This window comes from Streptomyces sp. NPDC021020, assembly GCF_044333285.1.
GTDB lineage: Bacteria > Actinomycetota > Actinomycetes > Streptomycetales > Streptomycetaceae > Actinacidiphila.
The window spans coordinates 213995-234650 of sequence record NZ_JBIRQQ010000003.1 but is presented as its reverse complement, the minus strand read 5'-3'; the positions used below and the strand labels follow the sequence as shown (position 1 = coordinate 234650).

Below are 20656 nucleotides of genomic sequence, written 5' to 3'. Positions count from 1 at the left end.
TCCCGGCGTCCCCGGTGGGACGCGCTGAGAACATCGTGCCCTGAATCCAGGACAGTCGGGGAGAGGTCGTCGCAAGCCTGTGGATAATTCGCTTCCATGGACAAATCCTGTGGACGACCAGGTCATCCGGCCGAGCGGATGTGGGACACTCCGGCGCGGGAATCGCGCGCGTGCGGCGCCCGCGGAGCAGGTGAGGCGGCGGCCACGACGGCGAACTGCTCGCGCACCTCGCGGTAGCGCATCAGCTCGGCGGCGACCGGTTCCAGCACCCGGGCCCGTCCGCAGTCGGCGGCCGCGTCCCGCAGCCGCCGCTCCGCGGCCTGCCCGTGCCGCCGGGCGGGGCCGCGCGCCGCGACCCGGCAGGCCGCGGAGACCAGCGGCCCGCCGGCCCCGCCGGTCGCGATCATCACCACGGGCGGCCACCACACCAGTGCCAGCGAGCCGACGGCCAGGGTGATCAGGCACACGGCCCCGGCGACCGCGAGCGTCATCAGCAGCCACTGCACGGCACGCGCCGCCGACCACCAGCCCGGGTGCTCCGGCGGCCCGGGCTCGGCGCGACCCGCCGCGGTGTCCAGCGCCGCGGGCAGCCCCTCACCGCCGCGCCGGGCCGCGTCGCGCACCGCCTGCCCCCAGGGCGCGGGAAGCCCGCGTGCGGCGTCGGCGGCCAGTCCCCGCACCGCCTCCCCGACCAGCGGGCGGGAGGCCACGAGCGGCACCGCGCCGGCCGCGCCGCCCGATCCGTTCGGCCGGCCGGGTGACGTCGGCGCCACCCGGGATCCCGGGTCCGCCGCCGTCCGTTCTCCTCTCAGCCGCCCCCACGGCGTGCCGCACGCCGCGCGGGCGGCGGCCGCCCAGTCCCGTTCCGCGGCCTGACCGGCCGCGGCGGCCCCCACCGCGTCGGCCAGCCGGTCGACGAATTCCTCCCGCGCCGGGTCGGTGAGCCCCGCGCCGCCTTCGGCCACGTAGAGCGGGTGCAGCCGGTCCGCCGTCCGGTCCAGGTCGGCCGCCAGCCGGCGGCCTGCGGCGGCGCGCTCGGCGACGATCTGCGCGAGCACGCCCCGCAGGTCGGCCACGCCCTGCCCGGTGAGCGCGGACGCGGCCAGCACCACGGCCCCGGCCTCGCCGTGCTCGCCCACCGCGAGGCCGTCCTCGTCGAGCAGCCTGCGCAGGTCGTCGAGCACCAGCTCGGCCGAGTCACCGGGCAACCGGTCGACCTGGTTGAGCACCAGCACCGTCACGTCGGCATGGCCAGAAAGCGGGCGCAGGTAGCGTTCGTGCAGCGCCGCGTCGGCGTATTTCTCCGGGTCCAGCACCCACACCACGACGTCCACCAGCCCCAGCAGCCGGTCCACCTGCGCGCGGTGGCCGGGCGCCGCGGAGTCGTGGTCGGGCAGGTCGATCAGCACCAGACCGTCCAGATCCGTGCCGCCCTCGACCGTCTCCGCGCACCGGCCCGCCGCCCGGCCGTCATCGGCGCGGGCCGCCGCGTCCCCGAAACCGGCCGGGAAGCCGCCGTCGCCGACCGGGATACCGTCGGCCCCGCCGTATCCGCGGCTTCCACCCGCCCCGCCGCCGGCCTCGACCGTGCCGGCAGCCGGCCCCGTACCCTCGGCGCCCGCCCCGCCCTCGGCGCGCGCGTCTGCCGCGGGCTCGGCGCCGCCCGCTCCCACTCCGGCACCATCGCCGGCACGGTCGGGGGCGCCGGCCGGGGCGGGGATGCGGGGGCGGCGGGCATAGCGGTCCTGCGGTGCGATGCCCAGCCGGTCCAGCAGCCCCGCGGCCCGCTCGGGGTGCCAGGCGCAGGAGACGGGCCGCGCGGTGGTCGGCCTGCGCAGTCCGGTCGCGGACAGCGGCAGCCCGGCCAGGGCGTTGAAGAGCGAGGACTTCCCGCTTCCGGTCGCCCCGGCGAGTGCCACCACGGTGTGGTCGTGCGAGAGCCTGCGCCGCTCCCCGATACGTTCCAGCAGCTCGCCGGTCTCGGCGAGCGCCTCGGGGCTGATCCGCGCGCGGGACAGCCCGAGCAGCTCCCCGAGGGCGTCCACCCGCTCGCCGAGCGGATCGGCCGCCCCGCCGCCTGCCTCGGAAGCCGCGCAGACGCCGGGACCGGCCGGACCCGCGGCGCCGGGGAGCGCACGTCCCGCCTCCGGCTCCGGCAGCGCGGACGACTGGTCGGTGGTGGTCGGGCGCACCAGGGTCACCTTTCCTTCTGCAGTAGGGACAGCGCGGAGATCAGCGAGGCCTGCTGCCCTGCCGTGACGTCGTAGCCGTCGACCGGCGCGAGCCGGCGGTCGCGCTCGGCGTCCAGCAGGCCGGCGACGGCGTCGGCGAGCCGGTCCCGCGCCGCGTCGCGCATCCGCAGCGCCGCCTGGGCCCCGACGGTTTCCGCGAGCCGTTCGCCGGCCGCCCGCCCGCGCCGGCCGCCGAGCAGCGCGGTGCACAGCAGCGCGGCGAGATCCTCGGGATCGGCGGCCTGCCGCTCGCCGTCGCGTCCGGACCGCACATGGGCGTAGGCGAGGTCGATGACTGCCCGGCGCCAGCGCCGTACGCCCTTGTCGATCCGGGCGGCGACGGCCACCTGGTCGCGGTCGGGGCGCGTGGCGGGGTCGTCGAGGAGCGCGGCGCCTGCCAGGTCGCCGCGCCAGGCGTCCGCGATGCGCTCGTCGGCGGCGTCGGTCTCGGCGCGCAGCAGCGCGGCCACTTCCTCGGCGAGGGCGCCCTGCAGGGCGTCGGGCCCGCAGGCCGGATACCCGCGCCAGTGGGCGAGCGCCTCCCCGGAGAGCGGGACACCGGCGCGCACGGCGGCGTCGACGTGCCGGGCGGCCAGCGCGTACGCCTCCTCGGCGGTGCGGGCCAGCCGCAGCGCCGCCGCGTGCTGCGCCGCGGAGGCGGCGGCCAGCGCGGGCAGCCTGCTGCGCAGCGAGTCGAGCACGCCCTCGGCGGTGCGGCGGGCGGCGTGCTGCCGGGCGGCGGGGTCCTGGGCGCAGTGCGTGAGCCATTCGCGCAGCCCGGCGACGGCGGTCAGCGGCAGCAGCCCGCCGCCACCCGCGGATTCGGGCAGCTCGGGCACGGTGAAGCGCGGTACGTCGCCGAGCCCGGCCTTGGCCAGCAGCGCCGCGTAGTGCCTGCTCACGTCGTCGGCGATCTGGTGCGGTACCCGGTCCAGGACGGTGGCCAGCGTGACGTCGTACTCCCTGGCGGTGCGCAGCAGGTGCCAGGGCAGCGCGTCGGCGTAGCGGGAGGCGGTGGTGACCAGGATCCAGATGTCGGCGGCGCAGATGAGCTCGGCGGCCAGTTCGCGGTTGCGGGCGACGAGGGAGTCGATGTCGGGCGCGTCGAGCAGGGCGAGTCCGCGCGGCAGGGAGTCGTCGCATTCCAGCCGCAGCTCGGGCCGTGCCGGATCGCTGCGGTCGGGGGCGTCGTCGTCCCCGCGGACCCGCTGGCGTACGGCCCAGACCCGGGACAGCCGCGGCAGCACCCGGGGATCGGCGAACCATGCGCGGTCCTCGGGGTGGCAGACCAGTACGGGAGTACGGGTGGTGGGGCGAAGAACGCCGGATTCGCTCACACGACGGCTGATAAGTGAGTTGACAAGAGTGGATTTGCCCGCACCTGTCGAGCCGCCGACCACGGCGAGCAGCGGCGCCTCGGGCGCGGTGAGCCGGGGCATGAGGTAGTCGTCCAACTGCGCCAGCAGTTCCTGGCGGGTGCGGCGGGCACGGTCGGCCCCGGGGAGCGGGAAGGGGAAGCAGGCAGTGCCGACGCGATCACGCAGCGCGGACAACGCGTCGAGCAGTTCGGGCCGTACATCCAAGATCGCCACATCGGCAGAATGCCCGATATTGGACCGTTTACGAAGCGTATTTCGGGCAATTGGCCCCATTCAGCCGGGATAACGCCCAACCGGCGGCGGCAGGCCCCGCCGGGCGGGCACCGATCGGCGCGCGGGGCGGCAGGCGCCGGAAAGGCCGGGCAATGGCCGCGTGACAGCGCGGCGAACAGTGCGGAAGCCCTGGTAGGCGGTGCCCAGTGGGACACAGGAGCCAGAATGAGCCACCGGCATAACGAGTGCACAACAGCAGCGTTGCGACCCGTCAAAAGCGATGCGGCTCGCGCGCCTGCCTGCGATTATCGGACCGCTTCACCGAACCTCCACAACGTGCCACGCGAGTGAAGCAGACAGCAGCACGGACGCGGCGCCCTATCCTTGACCTCGGCACAGGTCACGGAACCAGCCAGGGGCGTAGACAGCCGCGGCCGCTGTCCGGCCCCCGTAGCTCAGCGGATAGAGCAGGTGCCTTCTAAGCACTTGGCCGCAGGTTCGAGTCCTGCCGGGGGCGCCTTCGCGCGGCCGGTGCCTCCTCCGGAGGCGCCGGCCGTCGGCATCCACTGGTTCGGGCGGCCCGAATCTAGCGAGGCACGCGTAGCAACGGCGTAAAGGAACACTTCCGTCCGCTCCGCCGGCCCAGTGGCTCCGCACCGCGATCACCCCCAGGCGCCGCCCCCTCCGAAGGGGCACACGGGGGGACAAACAACCTCGCCATTCCCGCCTGCCCCACTGGTCAGCCGGGGTGGCGACGTTTTGCGCAAGTCGGATGAGCCGCTTATGGGGTTGTGAGAGGGTGTGCGCCAAAGCCGCCTCTACCGGACCGCAGATACGGCAACCGGAAGGATCACGTCCGCCCGGAAGCCGCGCCGCGGCGGTGCGGTAGTTTTTTGCCTGTCCCCGCGTGCTAGCGATTACGAGGATCGTCTGCGTATGGATTCCACACTCCCCGGAACCACGTCGGCAGCTTCGGCGGCACGGCGGCGGAGGCGGCTGAACCACCGGATCCAGGACGGCCTGCGCGATCTCAGCATCCAGATGGCGCTGCTCAACCACCAGGTCGGCATGCACCTCGATCTGCGGGACGCCGATCTGGAGTGCCTGGACCTGATCAGTCGGCACGGGCCGATCGGACCGACCGCCCTCGCCAAACGCGCCGGGATGCATCCGGCGACCCTCACCGGCGTGCTCGACCGCCTGGAGCGGGGCAACTGGGTGGTGCGCACGCCCAACCCCACCGACCGCCGGTCCGTACTGGTCCAGGTGGTCAAGGAGCGCACGGTCGAAGTGGCGCGCCTCTTCGCCGCGATGAACAGCGCGGTCGACGGAATCTGCTCCGACTACGACGAGGCCGAACTGGTCCTGATCGCCGACTTCCTCCTGCGGACGTCACGCGCCGGGCGGCTGGCCACGGACGAGTTGGCCGACAGCTGACCGGCGGACTCCCGTACCTCCTGCTCCCGCCCCGGAGCCCCTGTTACCCGTTCGCGACATTTGTCACTGTTACGCGGATTCCACGTCACAGGTGATCAACAGGCCCATGTGGCTTCCCTACCGGCGTTGTTGTCCCGGCGAGTGTGCTGACGGACAGTCATCCTCGCTCGGGAGGTAGCGATATGCCGGACCGGACTCTGTGGTCGTACGCGGACATCGCGACATACATCCGCGTGCAGGTCGACACGGTGCGCTCCTACCGCAAGCACGGGCACCTCCCCGATCCTGACCGGGTGGAGGGCGGTAAGCCGTACTGGTACGCGGACACCATCCGCGCCTGGAGTGCCCGGCGGCCGGGAAACCGCGGCCGCCGGGCTCCGGGGTGACCGTCAGCTTCTGGCCGCCGGTTCGGGGTCCCGCCGCCCGCCGGGGCGCGAGGCCTCGTCGCCCCCTCCGCCGTGGACCACTCCTCCGCCCTCCGATATGCCGAACCGCTCGTGGAAACGGCGCAGGACGGGCGGCGCCCACCAGGTTGCCCGCCCGGTCAGCCGCATCACCGCCGGCACCAGCAGCGTGCGTATCACCATCGCGTCCATCAGCACCGCCAGCGCGATGCCCAGGCCCAGCATCTTGGTGTTGGCGACCCTGGACATGCCGACCCCCACCATCACCACGGCCAGGATGACGGCGGCGGCGGTGATCAGCCCGCCCGTCCGCCGCAGGCCGAAGACGATGGACGACTGGTGGTCGCCGGTCCGGTCGTACTCCTCCTTGATCCGGGAGAGCAGGAACACCCCGTAGTCCATGGAAAGGCCGAACGCGACGCAGAACATCAGCACCGGCAGGCTGGTCTCTATGCTGCCCGTCGCGGTGAAGCCCAGCAGTCCGGACAGATGGCCGTCCTGGAAGACCCAGACCACCGCGCCGAACATCGCCGTGAGACTGAGCGCGTTGAGGAGCACCGCCTGCACCGGCACGATCACGCTGCCGGTCAGCAGGAACACCAGCAGCAGGGTGACCACACCGATGATGGCCGCCGCCCAGGGCAGTCGCTGCGCTATGGCGTGCTTGCTGTCCACGAGCACCGCCGACTGGCCCGTGACCGAGGCCCGGAAGTCCGTCCGCACGCCGCGGATCTCCCCCACCAGGTGCTGCGGACCGGAATCCACCGCGGCTCCCTTGGGTACGACCGTCAGATAGGCGGTGCCCGCCTCCTTGCCGGCGACCGGATCCTCCACCCGCACCACGCCCGGCAGACCGGCGACGCGGGCGCGGTAGTCCGCCAGCGCGGCGGGGTCGGCGCCCTCGGCGAGTACGGTGATCGCTCCCACCGGGCTCCCGGCGTAGTCCTGCCGGAGGTGCTGCTGCACGACGTGCGCTTCAGCCCCCGACGGCAGCTGCCGGTCGTCGGCCGATCCGAACTGCACGCGCAGGAAGGGCAGCCCGAGCAGCAGCAGCGCCGCCACCGCGGCCACCGCGAAAGCGGGCGCCCGGCGCATCACCAGCCGGGCCAGCGCGGCATAGCGGGCGCCGGGCTCGACCGCCGCCGCCCCCGCACGTGACCGGCGGCGCAGCAGCCGCCTCAGGTCCAGCGCGTTGACCCGCCCGCCCAGCAGCACCAGGGCGGCGGGCAGCACGATGAGCGCCGCCGCAGCGGCGAGCACCACCACGGCCACACCCGCGTAGGCGAAGGAGCGCAGGAAATACTGCGGGAAGACCAGCATCGCCGCGAGTGCGGCCGCCACCGTGAGCGCCGAGAAGAGCACCGTGCGGCCGGCCGTCCGCAGGGTCGTCGCCACCGCGCGCCGCGGATCGGCGCCCGCGGACAGCTCCTCGCGGAAGCGGCGGACGATGAACAGCGAGTAGTCGATCGCCAGCCCGAGGCCCAGGGCAGTGGTCAGGTTCTCGGCGAAGACCGAGACGTCGGTGAATCCGGTGATGCCGCGCAGCACCGCGCTCGTGCCCAGGATCGCGATGATGCCGATGCCCAGCGGGAGCAGCGCGGCGACGGCGCTGCCGAAGACCATGACGAGCAGCACCAGGGTGATCGGCAGCGCGATCATCTCCGCGCGCAGCAGATCCTGCTGGATCGTCGTCTGCATCTCGTGCTGTACCTCCGCGGTGCCGCCGACCGTGACGCTCACCGGGCCGTGCGCGCCGCGGTAGGCGGGGGCGATGCGTTCGACCTCGGCGGCCACGGCGTCGTCGTCCCCCCGCAGCCGGGCGGCGATCATCGCCGAGCTGCCGTCCTTGGCGCGCAGCACCGGCGCGCGGGTGTCCCAGTACGAACTGACACCGGAGACGTCGGGGTCCGCGGCGAGCCGGGCGGCGAGCCGGCGCCCTTCGGCCGCGACCGCCGGGTCGTCCGGATCGCCGCCCCGGGTGTCGACCAGCAGCACCAGGTTGGGCTGGGAGTCGGGGAAGTGCTCGGCGAGCGCCTTCGTGGCGTACGACGACTGGGATCCGGGGGCCTCGAAGCCGCCGCTGGACAGCCGGTCGCCGACCCCGCTGCCCGCCACGACGGCGAGCGCGGTGAAGAGCAGCGCGAGCAGCAGCGTCAGCCGCGGTCTGGCGGTCACGACCCGCGTCCAGCCCCCGACTGCACCCGCATGGTTGACATCAGCCATGGCAGAGGTGTCCTCTCCCCCTAGAACGACTAAAATCGCAAACGTGAGTGATCGCTCGCATTTTCAGAATGCGAGCGGTGGCTCGTGTTTGTCAATCCCCCTCTGGGAGTACACGTGTCCGAGGCGGACGAGAAACCGAGACGGCGTCAGGCCCGCGGCGAGCGCCGGGTCACGCAGCTGCTGAAGGCTGCCGCCAGCGTGTTCTGCACGGTCGGCTACACGGCGTCCAGCACCAACGCCATCGCGCGGGAGGCGGGCGTGTCACCCGGCACGCTCTACCAGTTCTTCCCGAACAAGGAGGCCATCGCCGTCGAACTGGGAAGCCGGCTGATCGGGGAGATGGAGGAGACCCACGGACGGGTCTTCACCGCGGAGAACGCCCGTCTCCCGCTCGACCGGCTGGTGGACGCGGTGGCGGACCCCTTCATCGAGTTCAACTGCGCCAACCCCGCGTTCTTCTCGCTCATCAAGGGCTCCGACACACCGGGCCGGATCGCGGAGGAGCACGACACCCTGCACGCCACGCTGCTCGACCGGGTGGCCTGGGTACTGGCACTGCGCCGTCCGTCGCTCTCGCCGACCGAGCGCACGGTGATCGCGCAGATGAGCTTCGCGATGTTCAAGGCGGGCCTCGAACTCATCCTGCTGACCGAGGACGACGCCGCGCGCACGGCGTACGCGAGGGAGCTGAAGAGCGTGCTCTACCGCTACCTCGGGCCCCACGTGGGCACCGGTCCGGTCGAGATCGGGGAGGAGGAGAAGGCCGCGGCGCGGACCTCGCTGGCCGCGGGGGGTGCGCTCTGGTTCGACGGTCCGCCGCAGGACATCGCGTACCGCCCGGGGTCCGGGTCCGGGACCGGCACGGAGGACCGCGCCACGCCGGGAGCGGCTATTTCCTCCGGCCTGCCGAAGGGCAGCTGAACGTCCCGTCGTGGCCGTCCCGTGGCCCCGCCGGCGGACCGACCCTTCCGGCGCCCTTGCCGGAGGGGTCGGACGGGCCCGACGGGCAGGGCACCGTACGGCCCTCACGGACCAGGGAGGTCGCGATCACGGCCGAGGGCCGAGGCGCACCGCCCGCCTGACGGCGCTCCCTGGCCCGTGAGAGCCACTGCGCGCCCGTACCGAGGGCGGCGACCAGCAGGGAGATCCCCAGGCCCAGGGAGAGGGCGTAGAAGGAGTTGGAAGCGGCCTCGCCGCTGATGTAGCCGGCCCCGACCGAGTAGGAGGCCCAGACCGACTCGGCCACGCCGGCGCCGATCGCGTAGCGGCGCACCGGATAGCGCATGATCCCCGCCGCCAGGCCGCCGATCACCCGTCCGCTGGGCAGGAAGCGCACACCGATCACGAAAGGGACGCCGTGCCGCTGTATGCGCAGCGCGGCCCACTTCAGCAGTGCCTCGCGGCGCGGTCTGCGGTGCATCCGCTCCAGCACCCGGCCGCTGAGCGCGCGCCCGGTGCGGTGCATGCCGAGATCACCGAGCACCGCGCTGGCGGCGACCACGAGCAGCACGAGCGCGAGGTTCAGATGGCCTTCCGCGGCCATCACCCCGCCCGTCACGAGGAGTACGGAATTGGGCACCAACGGTGGAGCCGTTGTCGCGGCCAGGATCGCGTACGCCCAGATGACGTGGCCGCCCCTCAGGAACTCGGCGAGTCCGGAGGTGAAGTCAAGTGACGACACACTCAGTGCAACGTCCATCCCACCGCCCCTCTTCCCCTTCCCCTTACTCAACGCTGACAGCGCGGGGCGGGGTCGGCAAGCGCATTGTCCGCGCTGCGGCCGATTCCCAGGGAAGCTCATCCTGAGGGTCCAGTCGCGGTACTCCTCAGGTAGTACGTCGCCGCAAGGGAAGTGAGGGGGACGGATGCGGGGCGGGCCGTTCAGCGGCCGAGCAGTTCGCCCCCGTTGACCTGGAGGATCTCGCCGGTGATGAATCCGGCCTCCGGTGAGGCGAGGAAGAGCACGGCAGAGGCGACGTCCGCGGGACGGCCGACCCGGCCGACCAGGGTCCGGCCGGCGCGCCGCGTCAGCTCGGCGTCGTTGAGCCGCGAGCCGAAGAACTCGGTGCCGGCGACCGTGCCGGGCGCCACGATGTTGCAGGTCACGCCCTGCGGGCCGAGTTGCGCGGCGAGGGAGTGGTTCCACGCGTGCAGGGCGGCCTTGGAGGCCCCGTAGGAGCCGCCGCCGCGCAGCGCGGCCACCGACGTCACCGTGACCACCCGGCCGCTGTCCGTGGTGAGGCGGTCCCGCAGCGACTCGGTGAGCAGGACGGCGGTCAGGACGTTGCGTTCGAAATCGCCGCGCCAGCGGGCCAGCACGCCGTGCGGCCCGGCGCCGACGGCCAGCTCCCGGCTGCCGGCGTTGTTGACCAGCACGTCCACCCGCTCGGGCAGGTGCGCCAGCGCCGCCTCGACGTCGTCCGGGTCCGCGAGGTCGCAGACCACGGGGGTGATGTCCAGTCCGTGTTCGGCCCGGATCTCCTCGACCGCGGCGTGCAGGACCTCCCGGCGGCGACCGACGATCGTGACCCGGTGGCCCTCTTCGGCGAAACGCACCGAAACGGCCCGCCCGATGCCCGTACCGCCCCCGGTCACCACGATGTTGCGCACCGCTGCCGCGTTCTGTGCCATGAACTCCGCCCCTCCAGGAGAGACAGCACGGTACGGGATGCCCGCGAAGTGGGCGCGAGCGGGGTAGCCTGCGGAAACAGCCTTCTCGAAGAGACGTAGATCACACGGCGGAGAACGTAACCATTACAGTGGTTGGCGGGTCTTATGTCTTGAGTACCGTGCTCCCGGCGGAGCCGGTCGGGGGGCTGTAGGTCGGACCGTCTTGGGGGACGGTCCGGAACGCGTCGCCGGGGCGACGCCCGGGGAGCTTGAGCGGCCCTCCCGGGCCGCTTTCGTCCCGGCAACGGCGCACAGCCGCCGACAATGACGCCCGGTCGGACCCGTGGGGGGATCCGTTCCGGGGAACGGGAGCGCCCCGTGCCGGACCCGTGGGGGGATCCTGCGCGGGGCGCTTCCTTGTACTGCCTTGTACTGCATCCGTTCCGTCCGGAACGGAACGCGCGCGCCGGACGACGCCGAGGCGTCGGTCCGGGCGCGCGCGGGGTGACGCCGAGCGTCAGCGGGCCTCGACCGAGACGTAGTCGCGGATCTCGACGCCCGTGTAGATCTGCCGCGGACGGCCGATCCGGGAGCCGGGCTCCTTGATCATCTCGTGCCACTGGGCGATCCAGCCGGGCAGCCGGCCGATGGCGAACAGCACGGTGAACATGCTGGTCGGGAAGCCCATCGCGCGGTAGATCAGGCCGGTGTAGAAGTCCACGTTCGGGTAGAGCTTGCGCGACACGAAGTAGTCGTCGCTGAGCGCGTGCTCCTCCAGCTTGAGCGCGATGTCGAGCAGCTCGTCGGACTTGCCGAGCGCCGAGAGGACGTCGTGCGCCGCGGCCTTGATGATCTTCGCCCGGGGGTCGAAGTTCTTGTAGACGCGGTGGCCGAAGCCCATGAGCTTGACGCCGTCCTCCTTGTTCTTCACCTTGCGGATGAAGGAGTCCACGTCGCCGCCGGTGGCCTGGATGCCTTCGAGCATCTCCAGCACCGACTGGTTGGCACCGCCGTGCAGGGGGCCCCACAGGGCGCTGATGCCGGCCGAGATCGAGGCGAACAGGTTCGCCTGCGACGAGCCCACCAGGCGGACGGTGGACGTCGAGCAGTTCTGCTCGTGGTCGGCGTGCAGGATGAAGAGCTTGTCCAGCGCGCTGACGACGACCGGGTCGAGCTCGTACTCCTCGGCGGGGACGGAGAACGTCATCCGGAGGAAGTTCTCGACGTAGCCGAGGTCGTTGCGCGGGTAGACCACCGGCTGGCCGACGGACTTCTTGTACGCGTACGCCGCGATCGTCGGCAGCTTGGCGAGCAGCCGGATCGTGGAGAGGTAGCGCTGTTCGGGATCGAAGGGGTTGTGGCTGTCCTGGTAGAACGTCGACAGCGCGCTGACCACGGACGACAGCATCGCCATCGGATGGGCGTCGCGCGGGAAGCCGTCGTAGAACCGTTTGACGTCTTCGTGCAGCAGGGTGTGCTGGGTGATCTGGCCCTTGAACTCCGCCAGCTCGTCGACCGTCGGCAGCTCGCCGTTGATCAGCAGGTAGGCGGTTTCGAGGAACGTGCCGCGCTCGGCGACCTGCTCGATCGGGTAGCCCCGGTAGCGCAGGATGCCTTCCTCGCCGTCGAGAAAGGTGATCGCGGACTTGTAGGCCGCGGTGTTGCCGTAACCGCTGTCCAGTGTCACCAGGCCCGTGTCGGCGCGCAGCTTGCCGATGTCGAAGCCCTTGTCACCGACAGTGCTCTCAACCACCGGGTAGCTGTGCTCGCTGTCCCCATACCGCAGTACTACAGAGTTGTCGCTCACGTCATTCCCTCACCGACGGTTTTGCCTCTTCTTCGAGGTGCCCTGACTACGTCCACTGTCCCCCATTTGGCACTGGTGCGTGCACTCGGGGTCGGCCATCGGGCCGAAAAGTGGCACGGAGTGCCTATTTTGCGCCCCTGGACAGCCGGTGGTCGAGAGCCGTGAAGCGTCGGCCTGCCGAGACCGTGCGCACCGCCTGCCCGATCGCCCGCCGCGAGCCGACCAGGACGACCAGGCGTTTCGCCCTGGTGACCGCGGTGTAGAGCAGATTGCGCTGGAGCATCATCCAGGCGCCCGTGGTGACCGGGATCACCACCGCCGGGTATTCGCTGCCCTGGGAGCGGTGGATGGTCACGGCGTAGGCGTGGGCCAGCTCGTCCAGCTCGTCGAAGTCGTAGCCGACCTCCTCGTCCTCGTCGGTGCGCACGGTGAGCCGCTGCTCCACGGCGTCCAGGGCCGTGACCACGCCCACCGTGCCGTTGAAGACACCATTGGCGCCTTTGTCATAATTGTTACGGATCTGGGTCACCTTGTCGCCCACACGGAACGTGCGGCCCCCGAACCGGCGCTCCGGCAGGTCGGGGCGGGCCGGGGTGACGGCCTGCTGGAGCAGCCCGTTGAGCGTCCCGGCCCCTGCCGGGCCGCGGTGCATCGGGGTGAGCACCTGGACGTCCCGCCGCGGGTCCAGGCCGAACCGGGCCGGGATGCGGCGCGCGACGACGTCCACGGTGAGCCGGCCCGCCTCCTCCGAGTCCTCCTCCGCGAAGAGGAAGAAGTCGGGGAGCCCCTGCGTCACCGGCGGCAGCCCGGAATTGATGCGGTGCGCGTTGGTGACCACCCCGGACTGCTGGGCCTGCCGGAAGATCCTGGTCAGCCGCACGGCCGGTACCGGGCTGTCCGGCGCCAGCAGATCCCGCAGCACCTCCCCGGCACCGACGCTGGGCAGCTGGTCGACATCCCCCACGAAGAGCAGGTGCGCTCCCGGAGGCACCGCCTTGACCAGCTTGTTCGCCAGCAGCAGGTCCAGCATGGACGCCTCGTCGACGACCACGAGATCGGCGTCCAGCGGGCGGTCGCGGTCGTATGCGGCGTCGCCGCCCGGCTTCAGTTCCAGCAGGCGATGGACGGTGGACGCCTCCGCCCCGGTCAGCTCCGCCAGCCGCTTGGCCGCCCGCCCGGTCGGGGCCGCCAGCACCACCTTCGCCTTCTTCGCCCGTGCCAGCTCCACCACGGAGCGCACCGTGAAGGACTTGCCGCAGCCCGGGCCGCCGGTCAGCACGGCGACCTTCTCCGTCAGCGCGAGCCGCACCGCCTGCTGCTGCTCCGGGGCGAGGTCCGCGCCCGTGTGGCCCGCCAGCCAGGACAGCGCCTTGTCCCAGTCCACGTCCCGGAACGCCGGCAGCCGCTCCTCGGGCCCGCGCAGCAGCCGGACCACCTGCGCGGCCAGCGCGATCTCGGCACGGTGGAAAGGCACCAGATAGACGGCCGTGACCGGCTCGCCGTCCCCGTCGGGGGCCGGGACGCTCTCGCGGACCACGCCCTCCTCGTCGGCCAGCTCGCCCAGGCAGTCGATCACCAGGCCGGTGTCGACCTGGAGCAGCTTCACCGCGTCGGCGATCAGGCGCTCCTGCGGCAGGAAGCAGTTGCCCCCGTCGGTGGCCTGCGACAGCGCGTACTGCAGCCCGGCCTTCACCCTTTCCGGGCTGTCGTGCGGTATGCCGACGGCCTGGGCGATCCGGTCAGCGGTCAGGAAGCCGATACCCCACACCTCGGCCGCCAGCCGGTAGGGCCGGCCCTTCACCACGGAGATCGAGGCGTCGCCGTACTCCTTGTAGATCCGGACGGCGATGGAGGTGGACACCCCCACGCCCTGGAGGAAGACCATGACCTCCTTGATGGCCTTCTGCTCCTCCCACGCGGCCTCGATCTTCCTGGTGCGTTTGGGCCCGAGACCGGGCACCTCGATCAGCCGCTTCGGCTCGCCCTCGATGACCTCCAGCGTGCTGACGCCGAAGTGCTCCACGATCCGCTCGGCGATCCGCGGACCGATCCCCTTGATCAGCCCCGAGCCGAGGTAGCGGCGTATGCCCTGCACGGTGGCCGGCAGCACGGTCGTGTAGTTCTCCACGGTGAACTGCTTGCCGTACTGCGGATGGGAGCCCCAGCGGCCGTGCATGCGCAGCGACTCGCCGGGCTGGGCGCCGAGCAGCGCGCCCACCACGGTCAGCAGGTCGCCGGAGCCGCGCCCGGTGTCCACCCGGGCGACCGTGTAGCCGCTGTCCTCGTTGGCGTAGGTGATCCTCTCCAGGACACCCTCCAGCACCGCGAGTGACCTGTCCGTCATGCCGACCTCCCTCCCCGGAGCCGATCTGATCCGACGGTACCGGCAGGCAGGGACACGGCGTTCGCGGCCTGTGGACAACCCCGCGGGGCGGCGGCCGCACGCCCCGCGGAACGACGGGAGCGGGGCCCGGCACCGCCGGACCCCGCTCCCGTCCATCACCCCCGAAGCCCCCCTCGGGCGCATTACCCTCACGGCTTCCCAGAGGCCCTCCCGCGAAGCCGTGACGCCCTATACGACATGCCACCCGCCGTCAGGGTTGTCCTACGACGGCCATACTTCTCAAGATTTTTTCAGCTGACGTGCGCCACGTACCTCTCGGCGATCTCCGCGACGACGTCGGCGCCCTCCCGCGCCCACAGCGCCGGGTTGAAGATCTCCACCTCGACGGGGCCCCGGTAGCCTGCCGCGTCCACCGTCTCCCGCCACCCGCGCAGGTCGATGCACCCGTCACCGAGCTGGCCGCGCCCCAGGAGCACACCCTCCGGAAGCGGGGTGACCCAGTCGGCGAGCTGGAAGGCCGCGATCCTGCCGCCCTCCCCGGCGCGCCGGGTGTGCGCGGGGGCCTGGTCGTCCCACCACAGGTGGTAGGTGTCGACGACCACGCCGACCTGGTCGGCGGGAAAGCGCTCGGCGATCTCCAGTGCCTGGCCGAGGGTGGAGATCACGCACCGGTCGGAGGCGTACATCGGGTGCAGCGGTTCGATCGCCAGCCGCACCCCGCGTTCTCCGGCGTACGGGGCGAGTTCCGTGAGCGCGTCCGCCACCCGCTCGCGCGCCGCCGCGATGTCCCGGTCACCGGCCGGCAGGCCCCCGGACACCAGCACGAGCGTGCCCGTCCCCAGGGCGGCGGCCTCGTCGATCGCCGCGCGGTTGTCGTCCAGCGCCTCGGCACGCAATTCCGCGTCCGTCGCGGTGAAGAAGCCCCCCCGGCACAGCGAGGTCACCGTCAACCCGCTGTCCCGCATCAGGCGCGCGGCGCGTTCCACGCCGTACTCCTGCACCGGGGCGCGCCACAGCCCGACCTTGTCGATGCCCGCGGCCCGGCATCCCTCGGCCAGCTCCGGCAGCGACCACTGCTTGACCGTCTCCTGGTTGATGCTCAGCCGCGCGAGATCGTACGGCTGCGTCCGTGCGGTGTCGGTCATGCGTCCACTCCGTGCAGGGTCAGCAGCCGGCGCATCCGGTCCTCGGCGAGTGCGGGATCGGGGAAGAGCCCGACCCGGTCGGCGAGTTCGTAGGCGCGTGCCAGATGCGGCAGCGAGCGCGCCGACTGCAGCCCGCCGACCATGGTGAAGTGCTGCTGGTGGCCGGCCAGCCAGGCGAGCAGGACCACGCCCGTCTTGTAGAAGCGCGTCGGCGCGCAGAACAGGTGGCGCGACAGTTCGACGGTCGGGTCCAGGATCCGGCGGAAGCCGTTCGTGTCACCCGTGTCCAGGACGCTGACCGCCGCCGAGGCCAGCGGCGCCAGCGGGTCGAAGATGCCGAGCAGCGCGTGGCTGAAGCCCTGCTCGTCCCCGGCGATCAGCTCGGGGTAGTTGAAGTCGTCGCCGGTGTAGCAGCGCACCCCACCGGGGAGCCGGCGGCGCAGCTCCACCTCGCGCCGGGCGTCCAGCAGCGAGATCTTCACCCCGTCGATCTTGTCCGGGTGCGCCGCGACGACCTCCAGGAAGGTTTCGGTCGCCGCGTCCAGATCGGCGCTGCCCCAGTAGCCGTCGAGTGCCGGGTCGAACATCGGCCCGAGCCAGTGCAGGATCACCGGCTCGGCGGCCTGCCGCAGCAGATGCCCGTACACCCGCAGGTAGTCGTCCGGGCCCTTCGCGGCGGCCGCCAGCGCTCGCGAGGCCATCAGCACGGCCTGCGCTCCGGCGGCCTCGACGAGCGCGAGCTGCTCCTCGTACGCGGCCGTCACCTCGGCAAGGGTGGCGGGACCGGTCAGCTGGTCGGTGCCGACCCCGCAGGCGATCCGGCCGCCCACCGCCCGCGCCTCGGCCGCGGAGCGGCGGATCAGCTCGGCGGCCCCCGCCCAGTCCAGGCCCATACCCCGCTGGGCGGTGTCCATGGCCTCGGCGACACCGAGGCCGTGCGCCCACAGATGGCGCCGGAAAGCGAGCGTCGCGTCCCAGTCCACCGCCGCGGGGGCGTCCGCCGCGGTGCGCAGCGGATCGGCCACCACATGGGCGGCCGAATAGACGACACGGCTGCGGAGCGGCAGATCCGGCGCCATTGCCACGGCTTCCGTGCGCGGCACGTACCGGTGGGACGTCCCCGACTCGTCGGGCAGTTCGATGCTCACAGCGACAGCTCCGGCACGTCGAACCGGCGGCCCTCCGCGGAGGACCGCAGCCCGAGCTCCGCCAGCTGGACACCGCGCGCACCCGCCAGCAGGTCCCAGCGCCAGGGCTCGTCGAGGACCACATGGCGCAGGAAGAGCTCCCACTGCGCCTTGAAGCCGTTGCCGAAGTCGCTGTTGTCGGGGACCTCCTGCCACTGGTCGCGGAAGACCTCGGTCGCGGGCAGGTCCGGATTCCACACCGGCTTGGGGGTGGCGGACCGGTGCTGGACGCGGCAATTGCGCAGCCCGGCGACGGCCGAGCCGTGGGTGCCGTCGACCTGGAATTCCACCAGCTCGTCCCGGTTGACGCGGACGGTCCAGGAGGAGTTGATCTGCGCCACGGCGCCGCCGTCGAGTTCGAAGATGCCGTACGCGGCGTCGTCGGCGGTGGCGTCGTACGGCTTGCCGCGCTCGTCCCAGCGCTGCGGGACATGGGTGGCGGTGAGCGCCTGGACCGTGCGCACCCGGCCGAAGATCTCGTGCAGGACGTAGTCCCAGTGCGGGAACATGTCCGCGGTGATGCCGCCGCCGTCCTCCGCGCGGTAATTCCACGACGGGCGCTGCGCGCTCTGCCAGTCGCCCTCGAAGACCCAGTAGCCGAACTCGCCGCGGATGGACAGGATCCGGCCGAAGAAGCCGCCGTCGACGAGCCGCTTGAGCTTCAGCAGGCCGGGAAGAAAGATCTTGTCCTGGACCACGCCGTGCTTGACGCCCGCTTCCTGCGCGAGCCTGGCCAGCTCCAGCGCCCCTTCCAGCGACGTGGCGGTCGGCTTCTCGCAGTAGATGTGCTTGCCGGCCGCGATAGCCTGCCTGACCGCGGCCTCACGCGCCGAGGTGACCTGGGCGTCGAAGTAGATCTCGACCGACGGGTCGGCCAGTACCGCGTCCAGGTCCGTCGACCAGTGCTCGATGCCGTGCTGCTCCGCGATGGCGCGCAGCGCGTGCTCCCGTCGGCCGACCAGGACGGGTTCCGGCCACAGCACGGTGCCGTCTCCCAGGTCGAGCCCCCCCTGCTCGCGCAGGCTGAGGATGGAGCGGACCAAGTGCTGCCGGTATCCCATGCGTCCGGTGACGCCGTTCATGGCGATCCGCACAGTCCTGCGTGTCACGTGGGGTCCTCTTCTCGGTGGTTCGGCGGGCCCGGCCGGTGCGGAGCCCACGGCGGCAACTGATGGCGAGCGCCGCAGCAAGGCGTACAGCAAGCGCTTTCTTTCGGTCTCACGCTAACCCGCGAGTCCCGTTCCGGGCAAGAGGTGCCACGATGAGGGAAAGCGCTTGCTGCCCGTCTGATGTGCACTCCCGATGACGCCCGGGGTGCCGGGATGAGAGCATGACCCGCGGGACCACGCGATCCCGCCCACGGCGCACACGGCCGGTCACCACCGACACGTCCGGTCGGCGCCGCGGGACCAGAAGACGGAGGACGGCAGCGAGATGGCAGTGACTCTGGCCGACGTCGCGGCACGCGCCGGGGTGTCGTCCGCCACGGTCTCCCGGGTGCTCAACGGCAACTACCCGGTGGCCGGAAGCACTCGCGAGCGGGTGCAGCGCGCGGTGGCCGAGCTGGACTACGTGGTCAACGGGCAGGCGCGCGCGCTGGCCGCCGCCACCTCCGACCTGGTGGGCGTGCTGGTCAACGACGTCGCCGACCCCTTCTTCGGGATCATCGCCAGCGCTCTCCAGGCCGAGGTCGGAGTGAGCGCCGCCGAGCCGGGCGGCAAGCTGACCGTCGTCTGCAACACCGGCGGGTCGCCGGAGGCCGAACTCACCTACCTCACCCTGCTGGAGCGCCAGCGGGCCGCGGGCGTGGTCCTCACCGGCGGCGCCGTGGACAGCTCCGCACACACCGATTCCGTCAGCGCCCGCCTCGCTCGCCTGGCCGCGTCCGGCACCCGCATCGTGCTGTGCGGCCGCCCGCCGCTGACCCTCCCGGGCGAGACGGGACCGCTGACCACGCTGGCGTTCGACAACTTCGGCGGGGCCCGGCGGCTGACGGAGCATCTGCTCTCGCTCGGCCACCGCCGCATCGGCTACGTGACGGGGCCGGCGGAACGCAGCACCACCGGCGACCGGCTCGCGGGCCACCGCGCGGCGCTCGCCGCCCACGGCCTCGCGCCGCGTCGCGGAACGGCCGGTACCGGCACGGCGGGGGACGCGGCGGACGACCCGCTGACCGTGCACGGCGGCTACGACCGGAACGCCGGCTACGACGCGACGCTCGAACTGCTCCGCCGGGACACCGACGTCACCGCCATCGTCGCCGCCAACGACACCGTCGCGCTCGGGGTCTGCGCCGCGCTGCGCGACCGCGGGCTGCGCATCCCCACGGACGTGTCGGTCGCCGGCTTCGACGACCTGCCCTTCAGCGCCGACGCCTCACCCGCGCTGACCACGGTCCGCATTCCGCTCCAGGAGGCAGGCGCGCGGGCCGGCCGGCTGGTGATGGGGCGGCTCGCGCCGCCGCCCGGCGGGGTGACCACGATCGCAACCGAGCTGATGGTCCGCGGGTCGACCGCGCCCCCGGCCGCCGGGCGCGTCTGAAAGTTATCCACAGGCGGCGAAAGCCCCTTCCGCCGGGGTCGCCCGTCGGCCTACCTTTGACTCAGTCAAGGTTCGACCGGTCGGACAGCGGCCGGCTCAACGGCAGGACGGGGGACGCATCATGGCCGTCAAGGAGATCCGCGAGTTCAACCGCTTCTACACCAACCTCATCGGCGCGCTCGACTACAGCCGCCACCTGCACACGCCCTTCACCCTCACCGAGGCGCGCGTGCTGTACGAACTGGCGCACGCCCCGCGGACCGACGCCGCGGACCTGCGGCTCGAACTGTCGCTGGACGCCGGGTATCTCAGCCGGATGCTCGCCCGCTTCGAGGAGCAGCAACTCGTCACGCGCGGTCCGTCCGCCGAGGACGCCAGGCGGCAGCGGATAGAGCTGACCGAGCAGGGCCGGGAGGCAGCCGGGCTGCTGGAGGAGCGGTCGCAGGAAGCCGTGGCCACGCTGGTCGACCGGATGGCGCCGGATGACCGTCCGCGGCTGGCCGAGGCCATGCGCACCGTCCGGGAGATCCTGCGGGACAGCGCCGTACCTCCCGCGAAGGGCCGGGTGACCCTGCGCGGGCCGCGCCCCGGCGACCTGGGGTGGGTGGTGGAGCGCAACGCGGCGGTCTACGCGGAGGAGTACGGGTGGAACGAGGAGTACGAGACGCTGGTCGCGCGTATCGTCGCGGATTTCGCCGAGACGCGGGAGCCGACGTGTGAGGCCCTGTGGATAGCCGAGCTGGACGGGCGGCGCGCCGGTTGTGTCTTCTGCGTGCGCGACACGTTGCCCGGCACGGCGCGGCTGCGGCTGCTGCTGGTCGACCCGTCGGCACGCGGGCACGGGATAGGCCGGCGGCTGGTCGAGGAGTGCCTGGCCTTCGCCCGTTCGGCGGACTACCGCGACATGGTGCTGTGGACCAACGACGTGCTCGGCCGTGCGCGGTCGATCTACCAGCGGGCCGGCTTCCGGCTGGTCGGCGAGCAGCCGCACCACAGTTTCGGCAAGGATCTCGTGGGCCAGGACTGGCATCTCACCCTGTAGTGCCGTGGTTGCCCGGTGCACGGCCGCGGACGGTACGGCGTCCGTACGACGCCGGCGGATCACGGTTGACCAGGCCGGATCGGGTGCCTAGTG

General features: G+C 72.3%; 15 protein-coding genes and 1 tRNA gene. 6 read left to right on the top strand and 10 right to left on the bottom strand.

The genetic code is table 11. The annotated features are described in order from the left end of the window. Positions 1–122: 122 nt before the first annotated feature. On the bottom strand, positions 123–2201 hold the full coding sequence (locus ACH4SL_RS09465) for an ATP-binding protein (RefSeq protein WP_398443031.1): 2079 nt from the start codon (positions 2199–2201) through the stop codon (positions 123–125). Beyond that, positions 2198–3823 (bottom strand): dynamin family protein, encoded by a 1626-nt coding sequence (locus tag ACH4SL_RS09460; RefSeq protein ID WP_398443029.1) that lies wholly within the window; start codon positions 3821–3823, stop codon positions 2198–2200. The genes ACH4SL_RS09465 and ACH4SL_RS09460 overlap by 4 nt, the downstream gene beginning before the upstream one ends. Positions 3824–4267: 444 nt before the next feature. Between ACH4SL_RS09460 and ACH4SL_RS09455 the strand changes: the two genes are divergently transcribed. The 3 genes from ACH4SL_RS09455 (at position 4268) to ACH4SL_RS09445 (ending at position 5646) form a co-directional block, all read left to right on the top strand. Further along, a tRNA-Arg gene (locus ACH4SL_RS09455) sits at positions 4268–4340 on the top strand. A 419-nt stretch (positions 4341–4759) separates the two neighbouring features. Further along, on the top strand, positions 4760–5260 hold the full coding sequence (locus tag ACH4SL_RS09450) for a MarR family transcriptional regulator (RefSeq protein WP_398443027.1): 501 nt from the start codon (positions 4760–4762) through the stop codon (positions 5258–5260). Positions 5261–5442: 182 nt separating this feature from the next. Next, positions 5443–5646, top strand: coding sequence for a MarR family transcriptional regulator (locus ACH4SL_RS09445; RefSeq protein WP_398443025.1), 204 nt, complete (start codon positions 5443–5445; stop codon positions 5644–5646). Between the two features lie 3 nt (positions 5647–5649). Here the strand turns inward: ACH4SL_RS09445 and ACH4SL_RS09440 are convergent, their stop codons facing one another. Continuing rightward, positions 5650–7887, bottom strand: a complete 2238-nt coding sequence (locus tag ACH4SL_RS09440; RefSeq protein ID WP_398443023.1) for an MMPL family transporter — start codon at positions 7885–7887, stop codon at positions 5650–5652. A gap of 114 nt (positions 7888–8001) precedes the next feature. On the opposite strand from ACH4SL_RS09440, the gene ACH4SL_RS09435 reads away from it, so the two are divergent. Next, on the top strand, positions 8002–8808 hold the full coding sequence (locus tag ACH4SL_RS09435) for a TetR/AcrR family transcriptional regulator (RefSeq protein ID WP_398443021.1): 807 nt from the start codon (positions 8002–8004) through the stop codon (positions 8806–8808). Here the strand turns inward: ACH4SL_RS09435 and ACH4SL_RS09430 are convergent. The 7 genes from ACH4SL_RS09430 to ACH4SL_RS09400 all read right to left on the bottom strand — a co-directional run bounded on the left by ACH4SL_RS09430 (position 8777) and on the right by ACH4SL_RS09400 (position 18089). Next, complete coding sequence (locus tag ACH4SL_RS09430) at positions 8777–9586, bottom strand: DedA family protein (RefSeq protein ID WP_398443019.1); 810 nt, start codon at positions 9584–9586, stop codon at positions 8777–8779. The genes ACH4SL_RS09435 and ACH4SL_RS09430 overlap by 32 nt on opposite strands. 182 nt (positions 9587–9768) lie before the next feature. Beyond that, a complete protein-coding gene (locus tag ACH4SL_RS09425) occupies positions 9769–10518 on the bottom strand; it encodes an SDR family NAD(P)-dependent oxidoreductase (RefSeq protein WP_398443017.1) in 750 nt (249 codons plus the stop codon). Positions 10519–11014: 496 nt separating this feature from the next. Then, the gene (locus ACH4SL_RS09420; protein WP_398443014.1) at positions 11015–12304 is read right to left on the bottom strand and encodes a citrate synthase; all 1290 of its coding nucleotides are present in this window, start codon (positions 12302–12304) and stop codon (positions 11015–11017) included. Positions 12305–12428: 124 nt separating this feature from the next. Further along, positions 12429–14648 (bottom strand): ATP-dependent RecD-like DNA helicase, encoded by a 2220-nt coding sequence (locus ACH4SL_RS09415; RefSeq protein WP_398443011.1) that lies wholly within the window; start codon positions 14646–14648, stop codon positions 12429–12431. Between the two features lie 290 nt (positions 14649–14938). After that, positions 14939–15793, bottom strand: coding sequence for a sugar phosphate isomerase/epimerase family protein (locus ACH4SL_RS09410; RefSeq protein WP_398443009.1), 855 nt, complete (start codon positions 15791–15793; stop codon positions 14939–14941). Next, positions 15790–16941, bottom strand: coding sequence for a dihydrodipicolinate synthase family protein (locus ACH4SL_RS09405; RefSeq protein ID WP_398443007.1), 1152 nt, complete (start codon positions 16939–16941; stop codon positions 15790–15792). The genes ACH4SL_RS09410 and ACH4SL_RS09405 overlap by 4 nt, the downstream gene beginning before the upstream one ends. Then, a complete protein-coding gene (locus ACH4SL_RS09400) occupies positions 16938–18089 on the bottom strand; it encodes a Gfo/Idh/MocA family protein (RefSeq protein ID WP_398443005.1) in 1152 nt (383 codons plus the stop codon). The genes ACH4SL_RS09405 and ACH4SL_RS09400 overlap by 4 nt, the downstream gene beginning before the upstream one ends. A gap of 325 nt (positions 18090–18414) precedes the next feature. Here ACH4SL_RS09400 and ACH4SL_RS09395 point away from each other — a divergent pair, with 325 nt between their 5' ends. Both ACH4SL_RS09395 and ACH4SL_RS09390 read left to right on the top strand, forming a co-directional pair. After that, a complete protein-coding gene (locus tag ACH4SL_RS09395; protein ID WP_398443002.1) occupies positions 18415–19521 on the top strand; it encodes a LacI family DNA-binding transcriptional regulator in 1107 nt (368 codons plus the stop codon). A 121-nt stretch (positions 19522–19642) separates the two neighbouring features. Then, positions 19643–20563 (top strand): GNAT family N-acetyltransferase, encoded by a 921-nt coding sequence (locus tag ACH4SL_RS09390; protein ID WP_398443000.1) that lies wholly within the window; start codon positions 19643–19645, stop codon positions 20561–20563. Positions 20564–20656: the final 93 nt, after the last annotated feature.

Bases quoted from the DNA above. Each gene is read 5' to 3' on its own strand.
- ACH4SL_RS09430 (WP_398443019.1), bottom strand. From the start codon at position 9,586: ATGGACGTTGCACTGAGTGTGTCGTCACTTGACTTCACCTCCGGACTC.
- ACH4SL_RS09425 (WP_398443017.1), bottom strand. From the start codon at position 10,518: ATGGCACAGAACGCGGCAGCGGTGCGCAACATCGTGGTGACCGGGGGC.
- ACH4SL_RS09415 (WP_398443011.1), bottom strand. From the start codon at position 14,648: ATGACGGACAGGTCACTCGCGGTGCTGGAGGGTGTCCTGGAGAGGATC.
- ACH4SL_RS09395 (WP_398443002.1), top strand. From the start codon at position 18,415: ATGGCAGTGACTCTGGCCGACGTCGCGGCACGCGCCGGGGTGTCGTCC.
- ACH4SL_RS09445 (WP_398443025.1), top strand. From the start codon at position 5,443: ATGCCGGACCGGACTCTGTGGTCGTACGCGGACATCGCGACATACATC.
- ACH4SL_RS09450 (WP_398443027.1), top strand. From the start codon at position 4,760: ATGGATTCCACACTCCCCGGAACCACGTCGGCAGCTTCGGCGGCACGG.
- ACH4SL_RS09440 (WP_398443023.1), bottom strand. From the start codon at position 7,887: ATGGCTGATGTCAACCATGCGGGTGCAGTCGGGGGCTGGACGCGGGTC.
- ACH4SL_RS09390 (WP_398443000.1), top strand. From the start codon at position 19,643: ATGGCCGTCAAGGAGATCCGCGAGTTCAACCGCTTCTACACCAACCTC.
- ACH4SL_RS09410 (WP_398443009.1), bottom strand. From the start codon at position 15,793: ATGACCGACACCGCACGGACGCAGCCGTACGATCTCGCGCGGCTGAGC.